We start from the raw sequence: 15546 nt of genomic DNA, 5'->3' as shown, positions 1-15546 counted from the left end.
GACGCTCGGGAGCCCCGCTTCGACAGTGAAGCGCCGATGTTAGCGCAGTTACGCCCCGCTTGCCCAAGACCGCGTGACGTCGGCATGACATGACACGATTCAGCGAGGTGATCCATGCCACCGCAGGCGAGAGCCTACCCCACGAAATGCCACATCAACGGCAGCCATAGCGCAGTGAATACGCCGGTCAGGCTCATGCCCAGCGAGGCGAAGGCGCCGGCGGTGGGGCCGATGTCGAAGGCACGCACGGTGCCGATGGCATGGCCGTTGACGCCCAACGCGAAGCCGATGACGCGCGGGTCATGGATGTTCCCCCAGCGCGCCAGCAGGGTGATGCTGAGCGTGGCCATCACCCCGGTGATCAGCAAGGCGCCCATTAACAGCGGGACCGAGCCTTGCAACTCCTCGACGATGCCCATGGCGATGGGAGCGGTCACCGACTTGGGCGCCAGCGAGGCCAGCACCGTCGGCGTTGCATCCAGTAGCCAAGCGATGCCCACCGCGTAACCGGCCGCGAGCATGGCGGCGGGTGGCAAGGTCAGCACGATGGGCTTCCACAGTGTTCGAATGTGATGCACCTGCTGGTAGAGCGGTACGCCCAGCGCCACGGTAGCGGGGCCAAGCAGCCAGGTCAGCCAGCCGACGCCACGGCGGTACTCGGTGTAGCCGAGCGGCAAAAGTGCCAGCAAGCCGGCCAGCAGGCAGGCGGCGAGCAGAATGGGGGGACACCAGGCGGGCGAGCGCAGCCAGCTAAAAAGTCTCAGGCCTGCGAAATAGGCCGCCAGGGTGAGCACGATGGCGGTTTCGGGGTGTTGCGGGAGCGTGTGGGCCAGGCTTTCCAGGCGGAGTAAAAGCTCACTCATGCGGTCGCTCCCGGGGCGAGGCAACCAGACGTTGCATCAGCCACAGCGTGGTTAACGAGCTGAGCAGCGTGCCCAGGATCAGAGCGATGAAGATGGTTAGCCATTGGCCGCTGAATTCGTCGGCTTGGAAGAAGATGCCGACGACACCCGGCATGATGAGCAGGGCCAGCATGCCGATCAACGGCTGGCTGGCGGCGGCCAGGTCGCGGCTCAAGCGACGGCGCAGCAGCAGCCAGAAGGTGAGCAATAACATACCGGCTACTCCGCTGGAGAGCGGAAGTGTGAACAGCTCGACGGTAATGTCGCCAAGCATCAAAAACGCCGTCAGGAGCAGAAAACCCCGTAGGATGGACAGCATGCGGATGGTCCTTGCATGAACGTGCCGGAGATTGACGCGTATCATACCAGAGCATGCGGCGGATGCCGGACGCGACATTGACGCTTACGTGGCGGGCGTGAATTGCTATGCTCCACAAGCATGTGCCAGCCTGACGTTCGACGTCGGCTGGCACGCCGTGCGTATAGCCAGGCTTGGATGACAGGGAGGAAGCTACATGACCGATATCGCAAGGCTCTTGGGGGCTGAGGCGGAAACACTGCTGGAGCACCAATGCCAGACGTTCCGCAAGGAAGATTTATACCTGCCGGGGCCGGATTTCATCGATCGGGTGATGTCGGAAAACGACCGCAGCCCGCATGTGCTGCGCAATATGCAGACGCTTTACAATCATGGCCGCTTGGCGGGGACCGGTTATTTGAGTTTCCTGCCGGTCGACCAGGGGATCGAGCACTCCGCCGGGGCGTCGTTCGCGCCCAATCCGCTTTACTTCGACCCCAAGAACATCGTCGAGTTGGCCATTGAAGGGGGCTGCAACGGTGTGGCCTCGACACTGGGCGTGCTGTCCTCGGTGGCGCGCCGTTATGCGCACAAGATCCCCTTCATGCTCAAGCTCAATCACAACGAGACGCTGACCTATCCGGCGATCTACGACCAGACGCTGTTCGCGCAGGTCGAGCAGGCGCATGACATGGGCTGCGTGGCGGTGGGGGCAACCATCTACTTCGGCTCGCCCGAGAGCCGGCGCCAGATTCAGGAAATCAGCGAGGCCTTCGAGCGCGCGCATGAACTGGGCATGGTCACCGTGTTGTGGTCCTATCTGCGCAATCCGGCGTTCAAGCACGAGGGTACGGACTACCACGTCGCCTCGGATTTGACCGGCCAGGCGATCCACATGGCGGCGACCCTCAAGGCAGATATCGTCAAACAGAAACTGCCGGAGAACAACGGCGGTTATCGTGCCGTCGGTTTCGGGCATACCCATGACAAGGTCTACGACGAGCTGACCAGCGACAATCCCGTGGACCTGGCCCGCTACCAGGTGGCGAACTGCTTCATGGGGCGCGCCGGGCTGATCAATTCCGGCGGCGGCTCCAAGGGCCATTCCGATCTCGGCGAGGCCGTGCGCACGGCGGTGATCAATAAGCGCGCCGGCGGCATGGGGCTGATTTCCGGACGTAAGGCGTTCCAGAAGCCGATGAACGAAGGCGTCGAACTGCTCAATGCCATTCAGGACGTCTACCTCTCCCCCGAGGTTACCCTCGCCTGACGCACGACCAACGACACGTGACGACGACCCGGTCTTGCCGGGTCGTCTTGCCGACTTTTCGTACATAGCCTAAGGTCGCGACCCATTGTCACGTTTGTGCCGCGCGAGCGTCGTGCCGATTATGATGGTGGCGTGCCTAGTCTGGGGACGCTCATTTGACGCGGAGGGCGCATGCCGCAACCTGCCAGAGATGTCGCTCTTAAGGATGTTGCTATCAAAGATGTCGCGATCGTCGGCGCGGGGCCGATCGGGCTGTGCTTGGCATTGGAGCTGGCGGCGCTGGACTTGTCGGTAACGTTGATCGATGCCGCGCCGTACACGGCGTTGGCCTCGCCCGATGACGACGGACGTGAGATCGCCCTGACCCATGCCTCGCGCGAGCAACTGGCGGCGGCGGGCATCGATATCCCCGCAAGACAGATGGCACCGATTCGCGAGGCGCGTCTCTACAACGGAGCCAGCCAGCGGGGCATGACCCTGGCCAGTGCACGAGGAGAGGGCCACGGGCGAGAGGGCCAAGACAGTATTGGCCAACTCGTCGCCAATCATGTCATCCGGCGTGCCGCGTTCGAGGCGGTGCAGGGCGTCGAGCATATCGAGCTCGTCACCGGACGCCGGGTAAGCGCATTGGGCGCTGGTCCTGGCTGGCGTAGTGTATTGCTCGACGATCAGGCGCAAATTCCCGCGCGTCTGGTGGTGGCCGCCGATGGTCGTATGTCGGCGACGCGCCGCCTGGCGGGGCTCTCCGCGCAGATTCACGACACCGGCCAGCGTTTACTGGTGCGGCGCATGGCGCATTCGCGCCCCCATCGGGAAGTGACCTGGTCGTGGTTCAGCGGTGAACGTGGCTTGGCATTGCTGCCGCTGGCGGGCGATACCGCGTCGCTGGTGATGACGCTCCCGCCACACGACGCCGAATGGCTCAAGGCGTTGTCGTCGGAAGCATTCGCGGCGGAGGTGACGCGTCTTTACCAGGGCAGCGTGGGCGAGATGAGCTGCCGTGGCACGTTGCACGATTATCCGCTCTCGGTCAGTCGTGCCGAGCATCTGGTCGCCGATCGCGTGGCGTTGGTGGGCGATGCAGCGGTGGGGTTGCACCCGGTCACGGCGCATGGTTTCAACGTCGGGTTGGCCAGTGTGCGTCGGTTGGTCGATGCGCTGAGACATCACGACAAGGCGGTGGAGGATGTCGGGGCGCCGGCGCAGTTAGCGGTGTATGCGCGGCACCATCAGCGTGCGATCTTGCCGCTGTGGCATGCCTCGCGAGCGCTGGTGGCGTTGTACGGCGATACGCGACCCCCGGCGCGTCTTGTGCGCCATTTGGCCTTGGGAGCCGCGCGCCGGGCCGGGCCGCTGCAATGGCTGATGGAAGGCTATCTAGCCAAGTCGTCCGCGCGTCGCTGAGTCGTTTCTCTCCCCGCCACAGACGGATTTTGCTCACCCTGGTCTGAGTCGCACTTAACGAATTTGTGTGACTCAGTCAATATCTATGCGTACTCCCCAGTTTGTACTACCATATATGGTGTATTGAGATGCGGTGCCTGATGCGGCATCGCGTCGTCCCTGATCGATTGTTTTTTGTCTTATCTCACTTCTTTGCGAAAACAAAGGCTTATCATTCTCATGAGTATCAAGATTTACAGCAAGCCGGATTGCATGCAGTGCCACGCCACCTATCGCGCCCTCGACAAGCAGGGAATCGACTACACGGTGGTGGATATCAGCACGGATCCCGAGGCGGTACGCACCGTCGAATCGCTGGGCTATCGCCAGTTACCGGTGGTCGTGGCGGCGGAATCGCAGCATTGGTCAGGTTTTCGTCCCGAGTTGATTCGCCAACTCGCGTGATAAGGAAGGGGGCAGCATGCGCGATGTAGTGTACTTTTCCACGCAATCGGGCAATACGCGGCGCTTCGTCGAAAAGCTCGACGTGTCGGCGCAGGCCATCCCGCGTAGCCGTAACGATGCCCCGTTGCGCGTGGAACGCCCCTATATCTTGATCTTGCCGACGTATGGCGATGGCGATCCACGTACGGCGGTACCGGGACCGGTGATCCGGTTCTTGAACGATCCCCACAACCGGGCTTTGATCGAGGGCGTGGTGGCCGGCGGCAATACCAACTTCGGTGCCGCCTTCGGCTTGGCCGGTCGCGTGGTCGCGCATAAGTGCCAGGTGCCGTTGCTGCACCGCTTCGAATTGATGGGAACGCCTGAAGATGTCGCCAAGGTGCATGGCTGCCTGGCGACGGAGATGACAGATGCTGGATGACACCGTGGAAACCACCGAGAATACATCGTCCTTGAACGCGTCGTCCGTCGAGCTGAGTCGCACGACGCAGACGCTGGACTATCACGCCCTCAACGCGATGCTCAACCTCTACGATAACGAGGGGCGCCTGCAACTGCAGGCGGACCGTGAGGCGTCGCGTCAGTACTTCCTGCAGCACGTCAACCAGAATACGGTTTTCTTCCATTCACTGGCGGAAAAGCTCGAGTATCTGGTCGCGGAGAACTATTACGAGAAGGAGGTGCTCGACCAGTACGACTTCGCCTTCATCAAGTCGCTGTTCGAGCGCGCCTATGCCGTGAAGTTCCGCTTTCAGAGCTTCCTCGGGGCCTTCAAGTACTACACTAGCTATACGCTCAAGACGTTCGATGGGCGCCGTTACCTTGAGCGTTTCGAGGACCGTGTGTGCATGGTCGCGCTGACGTTAGCGCAGGGTGACGAGACGGTGGCTCGGCAGTTGATGGATGAAATCATCCACGGACGCTTCCAGCCGGCCACGCCGACGTTTCTCAACTGCGGCAAGAAACAGCGCGGCGAGCTGGTCTCGTGCTTTCTGTTGCGTATCGAGGACAACATGGAGTCCATCGGACGCTCCATCAATTCGGCGCTGCAGCTCTCCAAGCGGGGTGGCGGCGTAGCGTTCCTGCTCAGCAACATCCGCGAGGCGGGCGCGCCGATCAAGCATATCGAGAACCAGTCCTCGGGCATCATTCCGATCATGAAGATGCTTGAAGACGCCTTCTCCTATGCCAACCAGCTAGGCGCGCGCCAGGGTGCCGGCGCGGTGTATCTCAACGCGCACCACCCGGACATCCTGCGTTTCCTCGACACCAAGCGCGAGAACGCCGACGAGAAGATCCGCATCAAGACGCTGTCGCTGGGCGTGGTGATTCCGGACATCACCTTCGAGCTGGCCAAGCGCAACGAGCCGATGTACCTGTTCTCGCCCTATGATGTCGAGAGCGTCTACGGCAAGCCGTTCGGCGATATCAGCGTCACCGAGAAGTATTACGAAATGGTCGACGACGCGCGTATCCGCAAGACCAAGATCAGCGCGCGCGAGCTGTTCCAGACGCTGGCGGAGGTCCAGTTCGAGTCGGGCTATCCGTACGTGATGTTCGAGGACACGGTGAATCGTGCCAACCCGATCGCCGGGCGCATCAACATGAGCAACCTGTGCTCGGAGATTCTGCAGGTCAACACGCCATCCGATTACGAGGCGGACCTGGGCTACGAGCGCATCGGCGAGGACATTTCTTGCAACCTCGGCTCGCTGAACATCGCCAAGACCATGGATTCCACCGATTTCGGCGCTACGGTCGAAACCGCGATTCGCGGGCTGACGGCAGTCTCCGAGATGAGCGATATCCGCTCGGTGCCGTCGATTTCCGAGGCCAATAAGCATTCGCATGCGATCGGCCTGGGGCAGATGAATTTGCATGGCTATCTGGCCCGCGAGCATATTCATTACGGTAGCGAAGAAGGGTTGGACTTCACCAACCTGTATTTCTACACCGTGACCTATCACGCGCTGCGCGCCTCCAATCAGTTGGCGATCGAGCGTGGCGTGGCGTTCGCCGGCTTCGCGGACTCGGACTATGCCAGCGGTGTATATTTCGATAAGTACACCGAGCAGGCGTGGGGGCCGCGTACCGCGCGTGTTCGCGAGCTGTTCGACAAGGCCGGCATCCATGTGCCGACCCAGGACGATTGGCGCGAGCTCAAGGCCTCGGTCATGGCGCACGGTCTCTTCAACCGTAACCTCCAGGCGGTGCCGCCGACCGGTTCGATTTCCTATATCAACCATTCGACGTCGAGCATTCACCCGGTGGTGTCGAAGATCGAGATCCGCAAGGAAGGCAAGTTGGGGCGCGTCTATTACCCGGCGCCGTATCTCAACGACGACAACCAGGAATACTACCAGGACGCCTACGAGATCGGTCCCGAGAAGATCATCGACACCTATGCCGAGGCCACGCAGCACGTCGATCAGGGCCTGTCGTTGACGCTGTTCTTCCGCGATACCGCGACCACGCGCGATATCAATCGGGCGCAGATTTACGCCTGGCGCCAGGGCATCAAGACGCTGTACTACGTGCGTCTGCGTCAGGCCGCGCTGGAAGGCACGGAAGTCGAAGGCTGCGTGTCTTGCACCCTGTAAGCTGTCGCCCACGCGACCACTCCATCGAGATTACCGGTGCGCGGGTGACCGTGCCCGCGCACCACTGGAATTGAGAGAATCGTCATGACCGCTACCGCCGCACCGCGTCATCTGACGCGTGTCGATGCCATCAACTGGAACCGCCTCCAGGACGACAAGGACCTCGAGGTCTGGAATCGACTCACTGCCAACTTCTGGCTGCCCGAGAAGGTGCCGCTGTCCAACGACGTGAGCGCGTGGAACACGTTGACCGAGCAGGAGCAGACGCTGACCATTCGCGTCTTCACGGGTCTCACGCTGCTCGACACCATTCAGGGCACCATCGGCGCGCCGGCGCTGATCGAGGATGCCGTGACGCCTCATGAGGAAGCGGTGTTCACCAACATCAGCTTCATGGAGTCGGTGCATGCGCGCTCCTACAGCTCGATCTTCTCGACGCTGTGCGCGACGCGTGATGTCGACGACGCCTACCGCTGGAGCGAAGAGAATCCGCACCTGCAGAACAAGGCCGAGCTGATCCTCAACCGTTACCGCATGGACGACCCGCTGATGCGCAAGGTCGCCAGCGTTTTCCTCGAGTCGTTCTTGTTCTACTCCGGTTTCTACCTGCCGATGTACTGGGCCAGTCGCGGCAAGCTGACCAACACCGCCGACCTGATTCGCCTGATCATTCGCGACGAGGCGGTCCACGGCTACTACATCGGCTACAAGTTCCAGCAGGCGCTGGCCAAGGAAAGCGCCGAGCGTCAGCAGGAGATCAAGGACGCCACCTTCGACCTGCTGCTCGAGCTCTATGACAACGAGGTGCATTACACCGAATCGCTCTACGACGACGTGGGGCTGACCGAAGAGGTCAAGGCGTTCTTGCATTACAACGCCAACAAGGCGTTGATGAACCTGGGCTACGAGCCGCTGTTCCCCGGCGCCACCGAAGCGGTCAATCCCGCAATCCTGGCCGCGCTCTCGCCAGGGGCCGAGGAAAACCACGACTTCTTCTCCGGCTCCGGCTCCTCCTACGTCATCGGACGTTCGGAGCGCACCGAGGACGAAGACTGGGCGTTTTGAGGTTCATCCCCTAATGGCGCGTCGATACCTGCCTCCGCATAAGATGTGCGGGGTCGGCGCGCCTTGCTCGACGCGACAGCTCTCCTTGATGAGGGGGATGTAAGTACTTGCCCACGTTGGCTCTCTCGCTTGTAGGCCTTGCCAAAGCCGCTGTCGGCGGCCACGCTTGATAGCGTTCCGGGGGAGCGGCACGTATGCCGCTGACAGGCAAAGGAGAGCAACATGGAAAGCATCACGATACCGGGGACCGACCTCACGCCGTCACGAGTGGGGCTCGGCACCTGGGCCATCGGTGGTTGGAAATGGGGCGGTGCCGATGACGCCAATGCGGTGCGTACCATTCATGCCGCACTGGATCGTGGCATTACGCTGATCGATACCGCACCGGCCTATGGGTTCGGGCACTCCGAGGAGGTCGTCGGCCGGGCGCTGGCTGAGTACGGGCAGCGTGACAAGGTGGTGCTCGCCACCAAGACGGCGCTCGAGTGGCAGGAAGGCAGCGACGGCGTGGTGCGTAATGCCTCGGCGGCGCGCATCGAGAAGGAGGTGGAAGACTCGCTGCGGCGCTTGCGCACCGAAGCGATCGATCTGTATCAGATCCATTGGCCGGACCCCCGTGTGCCGATGGAGGAAACCGCCAACGCCATGCAGCGCCTCTATCGTGCCGGCAAGATTCGCGCGATCGGTGTCAGCAACTTCAGTCCCGAGCAGTGCGATGCCTTTCGTAAGGTAGCGCCGCTGCACAGCGTGCAGCCGCCGCTCAACCTGTTCGAGCGCGACGCCGAGCGCGACATCATTCCCTATGCGCGGCGCGAGGGGCTGGTCTTTCTGGCCTATGGTGCGCTGTGTCGCGGTCTGTTGACGGGCAAGATGCACGCCGATTCGGCCTTCACCGGCGATGATCTGCGTCAATCCGATCCCAAGTTCCAGTCCCCCCGTTTCACGCAGTACCTGGCGGCGGTCGAGGCGCTGACGCAGCTCGCGCGCGAGCGTCACGACAAGCCGGTATTGGCCCTGGCGGTGCGCTGGGTGCTCGATTCCCATCCCAATGCCATCGCCTTGTGGGGCGCGCGGCGTCCGGATCAGGTGACGCCCTTGGACGCGCTTGGCGGCTGGTCGCTGACCGCCAGCGATCTACACGATATCGATGCCATCATCGACGAGCACGTCACGGATCCCGTAGGTCCCGAGTTCATGGCACCTCCCGCGCGGGAGGGCTGATAGCCGCTCAAGTGGCCGTCTAGCAGACGGCTGTCATGTCGTCATCAATCAGGAGAGCCAACATGGAATATCGCAATCTTGGCCATTCCGGCCTTCGCGTGTCTTCACTGACGCTGGGCACCATGACCTTCGGCGGCGTCGGCAAGATGGCCAGCGTCGGCGATACCGGCCTGGGCGATGCCCAACGCCAGATCGATATGGCCATCGAGCGTGGCGTCAACTTCTTCGATACCGCCAATATGTACTCCGAGGGTCGCTCAGAAGAGATTCTCGGCGAGGCGCTCAAGGCCAAGCGCGACGATGTGCTGATCGCCAGCAAGGTACGTTTCCCGATGGGAGAAGGCCCCAACGATGACGGCCTGTCGCGCTATCACATCCTGCGCCAGTGCGAGGCCAGCCTGAAACGGCTGCAGACCGACCACCTGGATCTCTACCTGATGCACCAGTGGGACGGCCTTACGCCCCTGGAAGAAACGCTGGAGACCATGGATCAACTGGTGCGCGCTGGCAAGATCCGCTACTACGGGATTTCCAACTGGTCCGCCTGGCATGTCATGAAGGCGCTCCAGGTCTGCGAACGGCACAACTTCATTAAGCCGATCTGCCAGCAGATCCACTACACCGCTCAGGCCCGCGACGCCGAATTCGAGCTAATGCCGGCGGCCGTCGATCAGGGGCTGGGCACCATGGTCTGGAGTCCGCTGGCGGGTGGCTTGCTCTCCGGCAAGTATCGCCGCGGTCAGCGCAATCCCGATGGCACGCGCTTCAGCCAAGGCTGGACCGAGCCACCGATCCATGACGAGGAAAAGCTCTTCGATCTGATCGACACCCTGGTCGAAGTCGCCGATGGGCACGGCGTGTCCGCCGCCCAGGTAGCGCTGGCCTGGACGCTGGCCCGACCCGGCGTCTCCACTGCGGTGATCGGCGCCCGCAAGGATGAGCAGCTCAAGGACAACCTGGCGAGCGCCGAGCTCACGCTCAAGCCCGACGAGATCGCCGCCATCGAGAAAGTCAGCCGCCCGGCGCTGCTGTATCCCTACTGGCATCAGCATAATACAGCGGCCAACCGCTTGGGCCATGCCGACCGTGTCTTGCATGCCCCGTATCTCGACGATTGAGCGTCAACTAATGCCCGCCGCACAGCGCGCGGCATGCATAAAAACGCCCGGCAAGCATGGCTTGCCGGGCGTTTTCACGAGAGGGTGCCGAGTCACTGCCCGGCCATCGGCCAGGCAGCGGAGGTCACGGCAGCAGCGCTTAGGAAAGCAGTGCCTTGGCTTCGGCGACGACGTTATCAACGGTGAAGCCGAAGTGCTTGAACAAATCGCCAGCCGGCGCGGATTCACCGAAGGTGGTCATGCCGACGATACGTCCGTCGAGTCCCACGTACTTGAACCAGAAGTCGCGATGCCCGGCTTCGATGGCCAGGCGTGCGGTGACGTTACGCGGCAGTACTGATTCGCGATAATCGGCGTCCTGAGTGTCGAAGGTGTCGGTGGATGGCATGGAGACCACACGCACGTGCTTGCCGGCGTTTTTCAGCTCGGCAGCGGCGTCCATTGCTAGGCCGACCTCGGAGCCGGTGGCGATGAGGATCAGCTCCGGCGTGCTGTCGCAGTCCTTGAGGACGTACCCACCGCGCTCGATGTTGGCCAGCTGCTGCTTGTCACGGGCTTGATGGGGCAAGCCCTGACGTGAGAGCACCAACGCCGAGGGGCCGGCCTGACGCTTGAGTGCGGTGTCCCAGGCGACAGCAGTTTCCACGGCGTCGCAAGGGCGCCAGGTGGACAGGTTAGGTGTTGAGCGTAACGTGGTGAGCTGCTCGATCGGCTGGTGCGTCGGCCCGTCTTCGCCCAGACCGATGGAGTCGTGGGTGAAGACATGGATGACACGCTGTCCCATCAGGGCGGCCATGCGCACGGCGTTGCGCATGTATTCCATGAAGATCAGGAAGGTGGCGCCGTAGGGCACGAAGCCGCCGTGCAGGGCGATGCCGTTCATGATGGCGGCCATGCCGAACTCGCGCACGCCGTAATGCAGGTAGTTGCCGCTGGGCTCGGACTGCGTGATGGCCTTGGCGCCTTTCCAGAAGGTCAGGTTGGAGGGCGCTAGGTCAGCGCTGCCGCCTAGAAGTTCGGGCAGTTGCGGGCCGAGCTCGTTGAGGCACGCCAGCGATGCCTTGCGCGAAGCGAGGCTTTCGCCTTTTTCCTGGGCGTCCTCGATCAGCTTTTCGCTGGTCAGTGCGGTCGGAAGTTCGCCCTTGAGGCGACGTTCGAGCTCGCGGGCCTCTTCCGGATAGGCCGCCTGATAGCGCGCGAAACGCGCGTCCCAGTCAGCTTCGGCCTCGCCACCGCGCTGAGTGGCGTCCCAGGATTGGTAGATGTCTTCCGGCACGTGGAACGGGGGATGCGGCCAGCCGAGCTGTTCACGTGCGGCGGCGACTTCGTCTTCGCCCAACGCGGCTCCGTGACTTTCTTCCTTGCCTTGCTTATTAGGCGCGCCGAAGCCAATGATCGTCTTGCAAATGATCATGCTGGGTCTGTCGCCGTTGGTGCGGGCCAGCTCGATAGCGGCCTTGACCGCCTCGGGATCGTGACCGTCGACGTTGGGCACTACGTGCCAGCCATAGGCTTCAAAGCGTTTGGCGGTATCGTCAGTGAACCAGCCTTCAACTTCACCGTCGATGGAAATGCCGTTGGCATCGTAAAAGGCGATCAGCTTGCCTAACCCCTGGGTGCCGGCCAGCGAGGAAACTTCGTGCGAGATGCCTTCCATCAGGCAGCCATCGCCGACAAAGACATAGGTGTAGTGGTCGACGATGTCATGGCCGGGGCGGTTGAACTGCGCGGCCAAGGTGCGCTCGGCGATGGCCATGCCCACGGCGTTGGCCAGTCCCTGGCCCAGCGGCCCGGTGGTGGTCTCGATGCCCGGCGCGTAGCCGAGTTCCGGGTGGCCGGCAGTTTTCGAGTGCAACTGGCGGAAATTCTGCAGGTCTTCCAGCGAGATGCCGTAGCCTGTTAGATGCAAAAGCGAGTAGAGCAGCATCGAGCCGTGACCGTTGGAGAGCACGAAACGGTCGCGGTTGGCCCAGTGCGGATTGGCCGGGTTGTGCGCGAGGTAGTCTTTCCACAGCACCTGCGCGATGTCGGCCATGCCCATGGGGGCGCCGGGGTGGCCGGAGTTGGCCTTTTGGACGGCATCCATGGATAGGGCACGAATGGCATTGGCCATTTCGAAACGGGACGGCATTGGCTAGCTCCTCGCCTGCGGCATCGGGTAAAGCGGCGTAGGAAAGAGCCCCGGCGCGTGAGCGCATCGTCGGTTTTACTTACTCTTTCCTACGCCGCCGGTATCGAGCGCGGGGCGCCGCTTGTGCGGGCCCCGGGATTCGGTTGGGTATTGTCGCCGAGAAGCCATGTGGCATCAAATGCCGCCGATGGCCAATCGCTAGGCAGCTAGTCATCCAGCGTGTAAACTTTGCACCCCCGAGCCGGCCTCGTCTCGCGCCGGACCTGTCATGCGTCGTGCCGACATCGCCATCGGCTGACGGCGTAATTTCATCTCCTTAATGATGGCGGTCGTGTTCCGGCTCGCCAGCATGTGATTGAGAGAGTCGAGGACGCCATGAGCGAATACTCCCTGTTTACTTCCGAGTCCGTCTCCGAGGGGCACCCGGACAAGATCGCCGATCAGATTTCCGACGCGGTACTGGATGCCATCATCGCCCGCGACAAGCAGGCGCGCGTGGCCTGTGAAACCATGGTCAAGACCGGTGTCGCCATCGTCGCCGGCGAGATTACCACGTCCGCCTGGGTGGATCTGGAAGACTTGGTGCGTAACGTCATCAATGACATCGGTTATACCTCCTCGGAAGTAGGCTTCGATGGAAACACCTGTGGCGTGCTCAATCTGATCGGTAAGCAGAGCGTGGATATCGCCCAAGGCGTCGATCGCAGCAAGCCCGAAGATCAGGGCGCGGGCGACCAGGGGTTGATGTTCGGCTACGCTACCGACGAGACCGAATCCTATATGCCGGCGCCGATTCACTATTCTCACCGTCTAGTGGAACGCCAGGCCGAGTTGCGCAAGCACGGCTTGTTGACGTGGCTGCGTCCAGACGCCAAGAGCCAGCTGACTTTCCGCTACGACGCTCAAGGCAAGCCGTGCAGCGTTGATGCCATCGTGCTTTCCACTCAGCATGATCCGGACATCGACCAGGATGAACTGCGCGATATGATCAAGCGCGAGATCATCGAAGAGGTGATTCCCGCCGAGTGGTTGACCGAGAACACCAAGTACCACATCAACCCGACCGGCAACTTCGTTATCGGTGGCCCGGTGGGCGACTGCGGCCTGACGGGGCGCAAGATCATCGTCGATACCTATGGCGGCATGGCACGCCATGGTGGCGGAGCGTTCTCGGGCAAGGATCCGTCCAAGGTCGACCGCAGTGCTGCCTATGCAGGACGTTACGTGGCCAAGAATATCGTCGCCGCCGGTCTCGCCGAGCGCTGCGAGATTCAGATCTCCTACGCCATCGGCGTGGCCGAGCCAACGTCCGTCTCGGTGGATACCTTCGGTACCGGCAAGATCAGCGATGCCAAGATCGTCGAGCTGGTCCGTGAGCACTTCGACCTGCGCCCGAACGCGATTACCAGCATGCTCAATCTGCTGCATCCCATGTATCAACTCACGGCGGCTTACGGACACTTCGGCCGCGAGCCGTTCGAGCATAGCTACACCTGGACCGATGCCAACGGCAAGCAGCAGACCGAGACCTTCACGGCCTTCCCCTGGGAGAAGACCGACCGCGCCGAAGCCCTGCGGAAGGCGGCTGGTCTGTGATGGGAAGCCTACTGGAATAAGAGCCGACATCTGAGGCTTGATCGACAAGCGACGGTATGACGGCATAGCGGATCCGGAGTCTCGGGTCCGCTTTTTTGTTCAATTACCGGCGCAATGAATCCGCGTCATGGTCGCCTCCCTCAAGAGCCTCTATCGTTAAAGGATAGAGGTGAGAGTTCCATCGACAATTCGCCATGGTCGTCGGCGACAGGGAAGTCCTTGCATGCTGGAAATCGCAGCAGTCTTCATTACGATCACCGCGCTTTTTGCGTGGTTCAACTACCGCTTCGTCAAGTTACCGGCAACAATCGGCGTGATGTTCATATCGCTGTTGGCGTCGGTGTTGCTGATTGTATTGAGCCACTTCGGTTTCGATGGCATTACCGATTGGGCCGAAGCCTGGCTGGGCCAGATAAACTTCAATGTCTTGCTGATGGACGGCATGCTGTCGTTTCTGCTGTTTGCCGGTGCGTTGCACGTCGATTTTCACAAGCTCAAACGCTATCGCTATTCGATAGGCTTTCTGGCCACCATTGGCGTGGTGATCTCGACCGTGGCGATTGGCAGTGCAGCGTGGTGGCTCTTTGGCACTTTCCATATGGCGGTGCCTTATCTCTACTGTCTGGTCTTCGGGGCGTTGATCTCGCCAACGGACCCGATTGCCGTGCTCGGCATCATGCGCAGTGCTGGTGCGCCCGAGGATATGGAGATCAAGATCGTCGGCGAATCCCTGTTCAATGATGGCGTCGCGGTAGTGGTGTTTACCATGATGCTGGGGGCGGCGACCGCGACCGAGGCGCTGACAGTCACACATTCCGCGATGCTGTTTCTGGAAGAGGCAGGCGGCGGCATTCTGCTCGGGCTGATCATGGGTTACATCGCCTACTGGATGATGAAGAGCATCGACCAGTATCAGATCGAGGTGCTGGTCAGCCTGGCGCTGGTACTGGGTGGCTATACGCTGGCGACGCACCTGCACGTTTCGGGACCGATCTCGATGGTCATTGCCGGCCTGTTCATCGGTAATCGCGGCCGCGAACATGCCATGTCGGACACGACCCGTCGCTATGTCGACGGCTTTTGGGAACTGATCGACGAGATTCTTAACGCGGTGTTGTTCGTGCTGATCGGACTCGAATTACTGCTGATTCCCTTTCAATGGTCATATTTGATCGTTGCGGGCCCGGTAATAGGCGTCATTCTGGTGACGCGCCTGCTCACTATTGGCCTCCCCATGATCGTATTGAGGCGTTGGGTGCCTTATCGTCGCGGGACCACAAGAGTGCTCACCTGGGGTGGGCTGCGCGGCGGCATCTCGGTGGCGCTGGCGCTGGGGCTGCCCGAGAGCGACTATCGCAACACCATCGTGATGGTGACCTACATCATTGTTCTCTTTTCGATTCTGGCTCAGGGCCTGACGATCGGCCGCCTAGTCCAGCACGTTTTATCTCAAAACTCCAAAAGAAGTTAGACTTTAGTAGTAGTCTTCGCTTCAGG

General features: G+C 61.5%; 13 protein-coding genes. 10 read left to right on the top strand and 3 right to left on the bottom strand.

The features are described from left to right. Positions 1–134: 134 nt before the first annotated feature. Both LUN51_RS11165 and LUN51_RS11160 read right to left on the bottom strand, forming a co-directional pair. Positions 135–863: an LrgB family protein gene (locus LUN51_RS11165; RefSeq protein WP_277811307.1), complete on the bottom strand. Its 729-nt coding sequence runs from the start codon at positions 861–863 to the stop codon at positions 135–137. Next, positions 856–1221: a CidA/LrgA family protein gene (locus LUN51_RS11160; protein WP_277811306.1), complete on the bottom strand. Its 366-nt coding sequence runs from the start codon at positions 1219–1221 to the stop codon at positions 856–858. The genes LUN51_RS11165 and LUN51_RS11160 overlap by 8 nt, the downstream gene beginning before the upstream one ends. A gap of 196 nt (positions 1222–1417) precedes the next feature. Here LUN51_RS11160 and LUN51_RS11155 point away from each other — a divergent pair, with 196 nt between their 5' ends. From LUN51_RS11155 to LUN51_RS11120, 8 genes are all read left to right on the top strand, one after another. Further along, positions 1418–2470: a class I fructose-bisphosphate aldolase gene (locus tag LUN51_RS11155; protein ID WP_246923675.1), complete on the top strand. Its 1053-nt coding sequence runs from the start codon at positions 1418–1420 to the stop codon at positions 2468–2470. Between the two features lie 171 nt (positions 2471–2641). After that, positions 2642–3874: a 5-demethoxyubiquinol-8 5-hydroxylase UbiM gene (gene ubiM, locus LUN51_RS11150; RefSeq protein ID WP_277811305.1), complete on the top strand. Its 1233-nt coding sequence runs from the start codon at positions 2642–2644 to the stop codon at positions 3872–3874. 219 nt (positions 3875–4093) lie between these two features. Continuing rightward, positions 4094–4318, top strand: a complete 225-nt coding sequence (gene nrdH, locus LUN51_RS11145) for a glutaredoxin-like protein NrdH (RefSeq protein WP_040240876.1) — start codon at positions 4094–4096, stop codon at positions 4316–4318. A gap of 16 nt (positions 4319–4334) precedes the next feature. Beyond that, a complete protein-coding gene (gene nrdI, locus LUN51_RS11140) occupies positions 4335–4739 on the top strand; it encodes a class Ib ribonucleoside-diphosphate reductase assembly flavoprotein NrdI (RefSeq protein WP_097021768.1) in 405 nt (134 codons plus the stop codon). After that, positions 4729–6918 (top strand): class 1b ribonucleoside-diphosphate reductase subunit alpha, encoded by a 2190-nt coding sequence (gene nrdE, locus LUN51_RS11135; RefSeq protein WP_277811304.1) that lies wholly within the window; start codon positions 4729–4731, stop codon positions 6916–6918. Before nrdI ends, nrdE begins: the two co-directional genes overlap by 11 nt. 84 nt (positions 6919–7002) lie before the next feature. Then, positions 7003–7983: a class 1b ribonucleoside-diphosphate reductase subunit beta gene (gene nrdF, locus LUN51_RS11130; RefSeq protein ID WP_277811303.1), complete on the top strand. Its 981-nt coding sequence runs from the start codon at positions 7003–7005 to the stop codon at positions 7981–7983. Between the two features lie 222 nt (positions 7984–8205). Then, positions 8206–9204 carry an aldo/keto reductase gene (locus LUN51_RS11125; protein WP_277811302.1) on the top strand — a complete coding sequence of 333 codons (999 nt, stop codon included), beginning with the start codon at positions 8206–8208 and terminating at the stop codon, positions 9202–9204. Between the two features lie 62 nt (positions 9205–9266). Continuing rightward, on the top strand, positions 9267–10322 hold the full coding sequence (locus LUN51_RS11120) for an aldo/keto reductase (RefSeq protein WP_277811301.1): 1056 nt from the start codon (positions 9267–9269) through the stop codon (positions 10320–10322). 139 nt (positions 10323–10461) lie between these two features. Here the strand turns inward: LUN51_RS11120 and tkt are convergent, their stop codons facing one another. Beyond that, positions 10462–12453, bottom strand: a complete 1992-nt coding sequence (gene tkt / locus LUN51_RS11115; protein ID WP_277811300.1) for a transketolase — start codon at positions 12451–12453, stop codon at positions 10462–10464. Positions 12454–12828: 375 nt separating this feature from the next. Between tkt and metK the strand changes: the two genes are divergently transcribed. Both metK and LUN51_RS11105 read left to right on the top strand, forming a co-directional pair. Beyond that, positions 12829–14049, top strand: coding sequence for a methionine adenosyltransferase (metK, locus tag LUN51_RS11110; protein WP_246894794.1), 1221 nt, complete (start codon positions 12829–12831; stop codon positions 14047–14049). Between the two features lie 223 nt (positions 14050–14272). Continuing rightward, complete coding sequence (locus tag LUN51_RS11105) at positions 14273–15520, top strand: cation:proton antiporter (protein WP_277811299.1); 1248 nt, start codon at positions 14273–14275, stop codon at positions 15518–15520. The last annotated feature ends 26 nt before the right edge of the window (positions 15521–15546 follow it).

The sequence above is a fragment of the Chromohalobacter canadensis genome, from assembly GCF_029544075.1.
Classification (GTDB): Bacteria; Pseudomonadota; Gammaproteobacteria; order Pseudomonadales; family Halomonadaceae; genus Chromohalobacter; species Chromohalobacter canadensis_A.
This window is presented reverse-complemented; position numbering and strand designations above follow the sequence as displayed.

What these genes read in the sequence shown, in the direction of transcription:
- LUN51_RS11160 (WP_277811306.1), bottom strand. Translation starts at nt 1,221, where the DNA reads ATGCTGTCCATCCTACGGGGTTTTCTGCTCCTGACGGCGTTTTTGATG.
- nrdE (WP_277811304.1), top strand. Translation starts at nt 4,729, where the DNA reads ATGCTGGATGACACCGTGGAAACCACCGAGAATACATCGTCCTTGAAC.
- metK (WP_246894794.1), top strand. Translation starts at nt 12,829, where the DNA reads ATGAGCGAATACTCCCTGTTTACTTCCGAGTCCGTCTCCGAGGGGCAC.
- LUN51_RS11125 (WP_277811302.1), top strand. Translation starts at nt 8,206, where the DNA reads ATGGAAAGCATCACGATACCGGGGACCGACCTCACGCCGTCACGAGTG.
- nrdI (WP_097021768.1), top strand. Translation starts at nt 4,335, where the DNA reads ATGCGCGATGTAGTGTACTTTTCCACGCAATCGGGCAATACGCGGCGC.
- nrdH (WP_040240876.1), top strand. Translation starts at nt 4,094, where the DNA reads ATGAGTATCAAGATTTACAGCAAGCCGGATTGCATGCAGTGCCACGCC.
- LUN51_RS11155 (WP_246923675.1), top strand. Translation starts at nt 1,418, where the DNA reads ATGACCGATATCGCAAGGCTCTTGGGGGCTGAGGCGGAAACACTGCTG.
- LUN51_RS11120 (WP_277811301.1), top strand. Translation starts at nt 9,267, where the DNA reads ATGGAATATCGCAATCTTGGCCATTCCGGCCTTCGCGTGTCTTCACTG.
- LUN51_RS11105 (WP_277811299.1), top strand. Translation starts at nt 14,273, where the DNA reads ATGCTGGAAATCGCAGCAGTCTTCATTACGATCACCGCGCTTTTTGCG.
- ubiM (WP_277811305.1), top strand. Translation starts at nt 2,642, where the DNA reads ATGCCGCAACCTGCCAGAGATGTCGCTCTTAAGGATGTTGCTATCAAA.
- LUN51_RS11165 (WP_277811307.1), bottom strand. Translation starts at nt 863, where the DNA reads ATGAGTGAGCTTTTACTCCGCCTGGAAAGCCTGGCCCACACGCTCCCG.
- nrdF (WP_277811303.1), top strand. Translation starts at nt 7,003, where the DNA reads ATGACCGCTACCGCCGCACCGCGTCATCTGACGCGTGTCGATGCCATC.
- tkt (WP_277811300.1), bottom strand. Translation starts at nt 12,453, where the DNA reads ATGCCGTCCCGTTTCGAAATGGCCAATGCCATTCGTGCCCTATCCATG.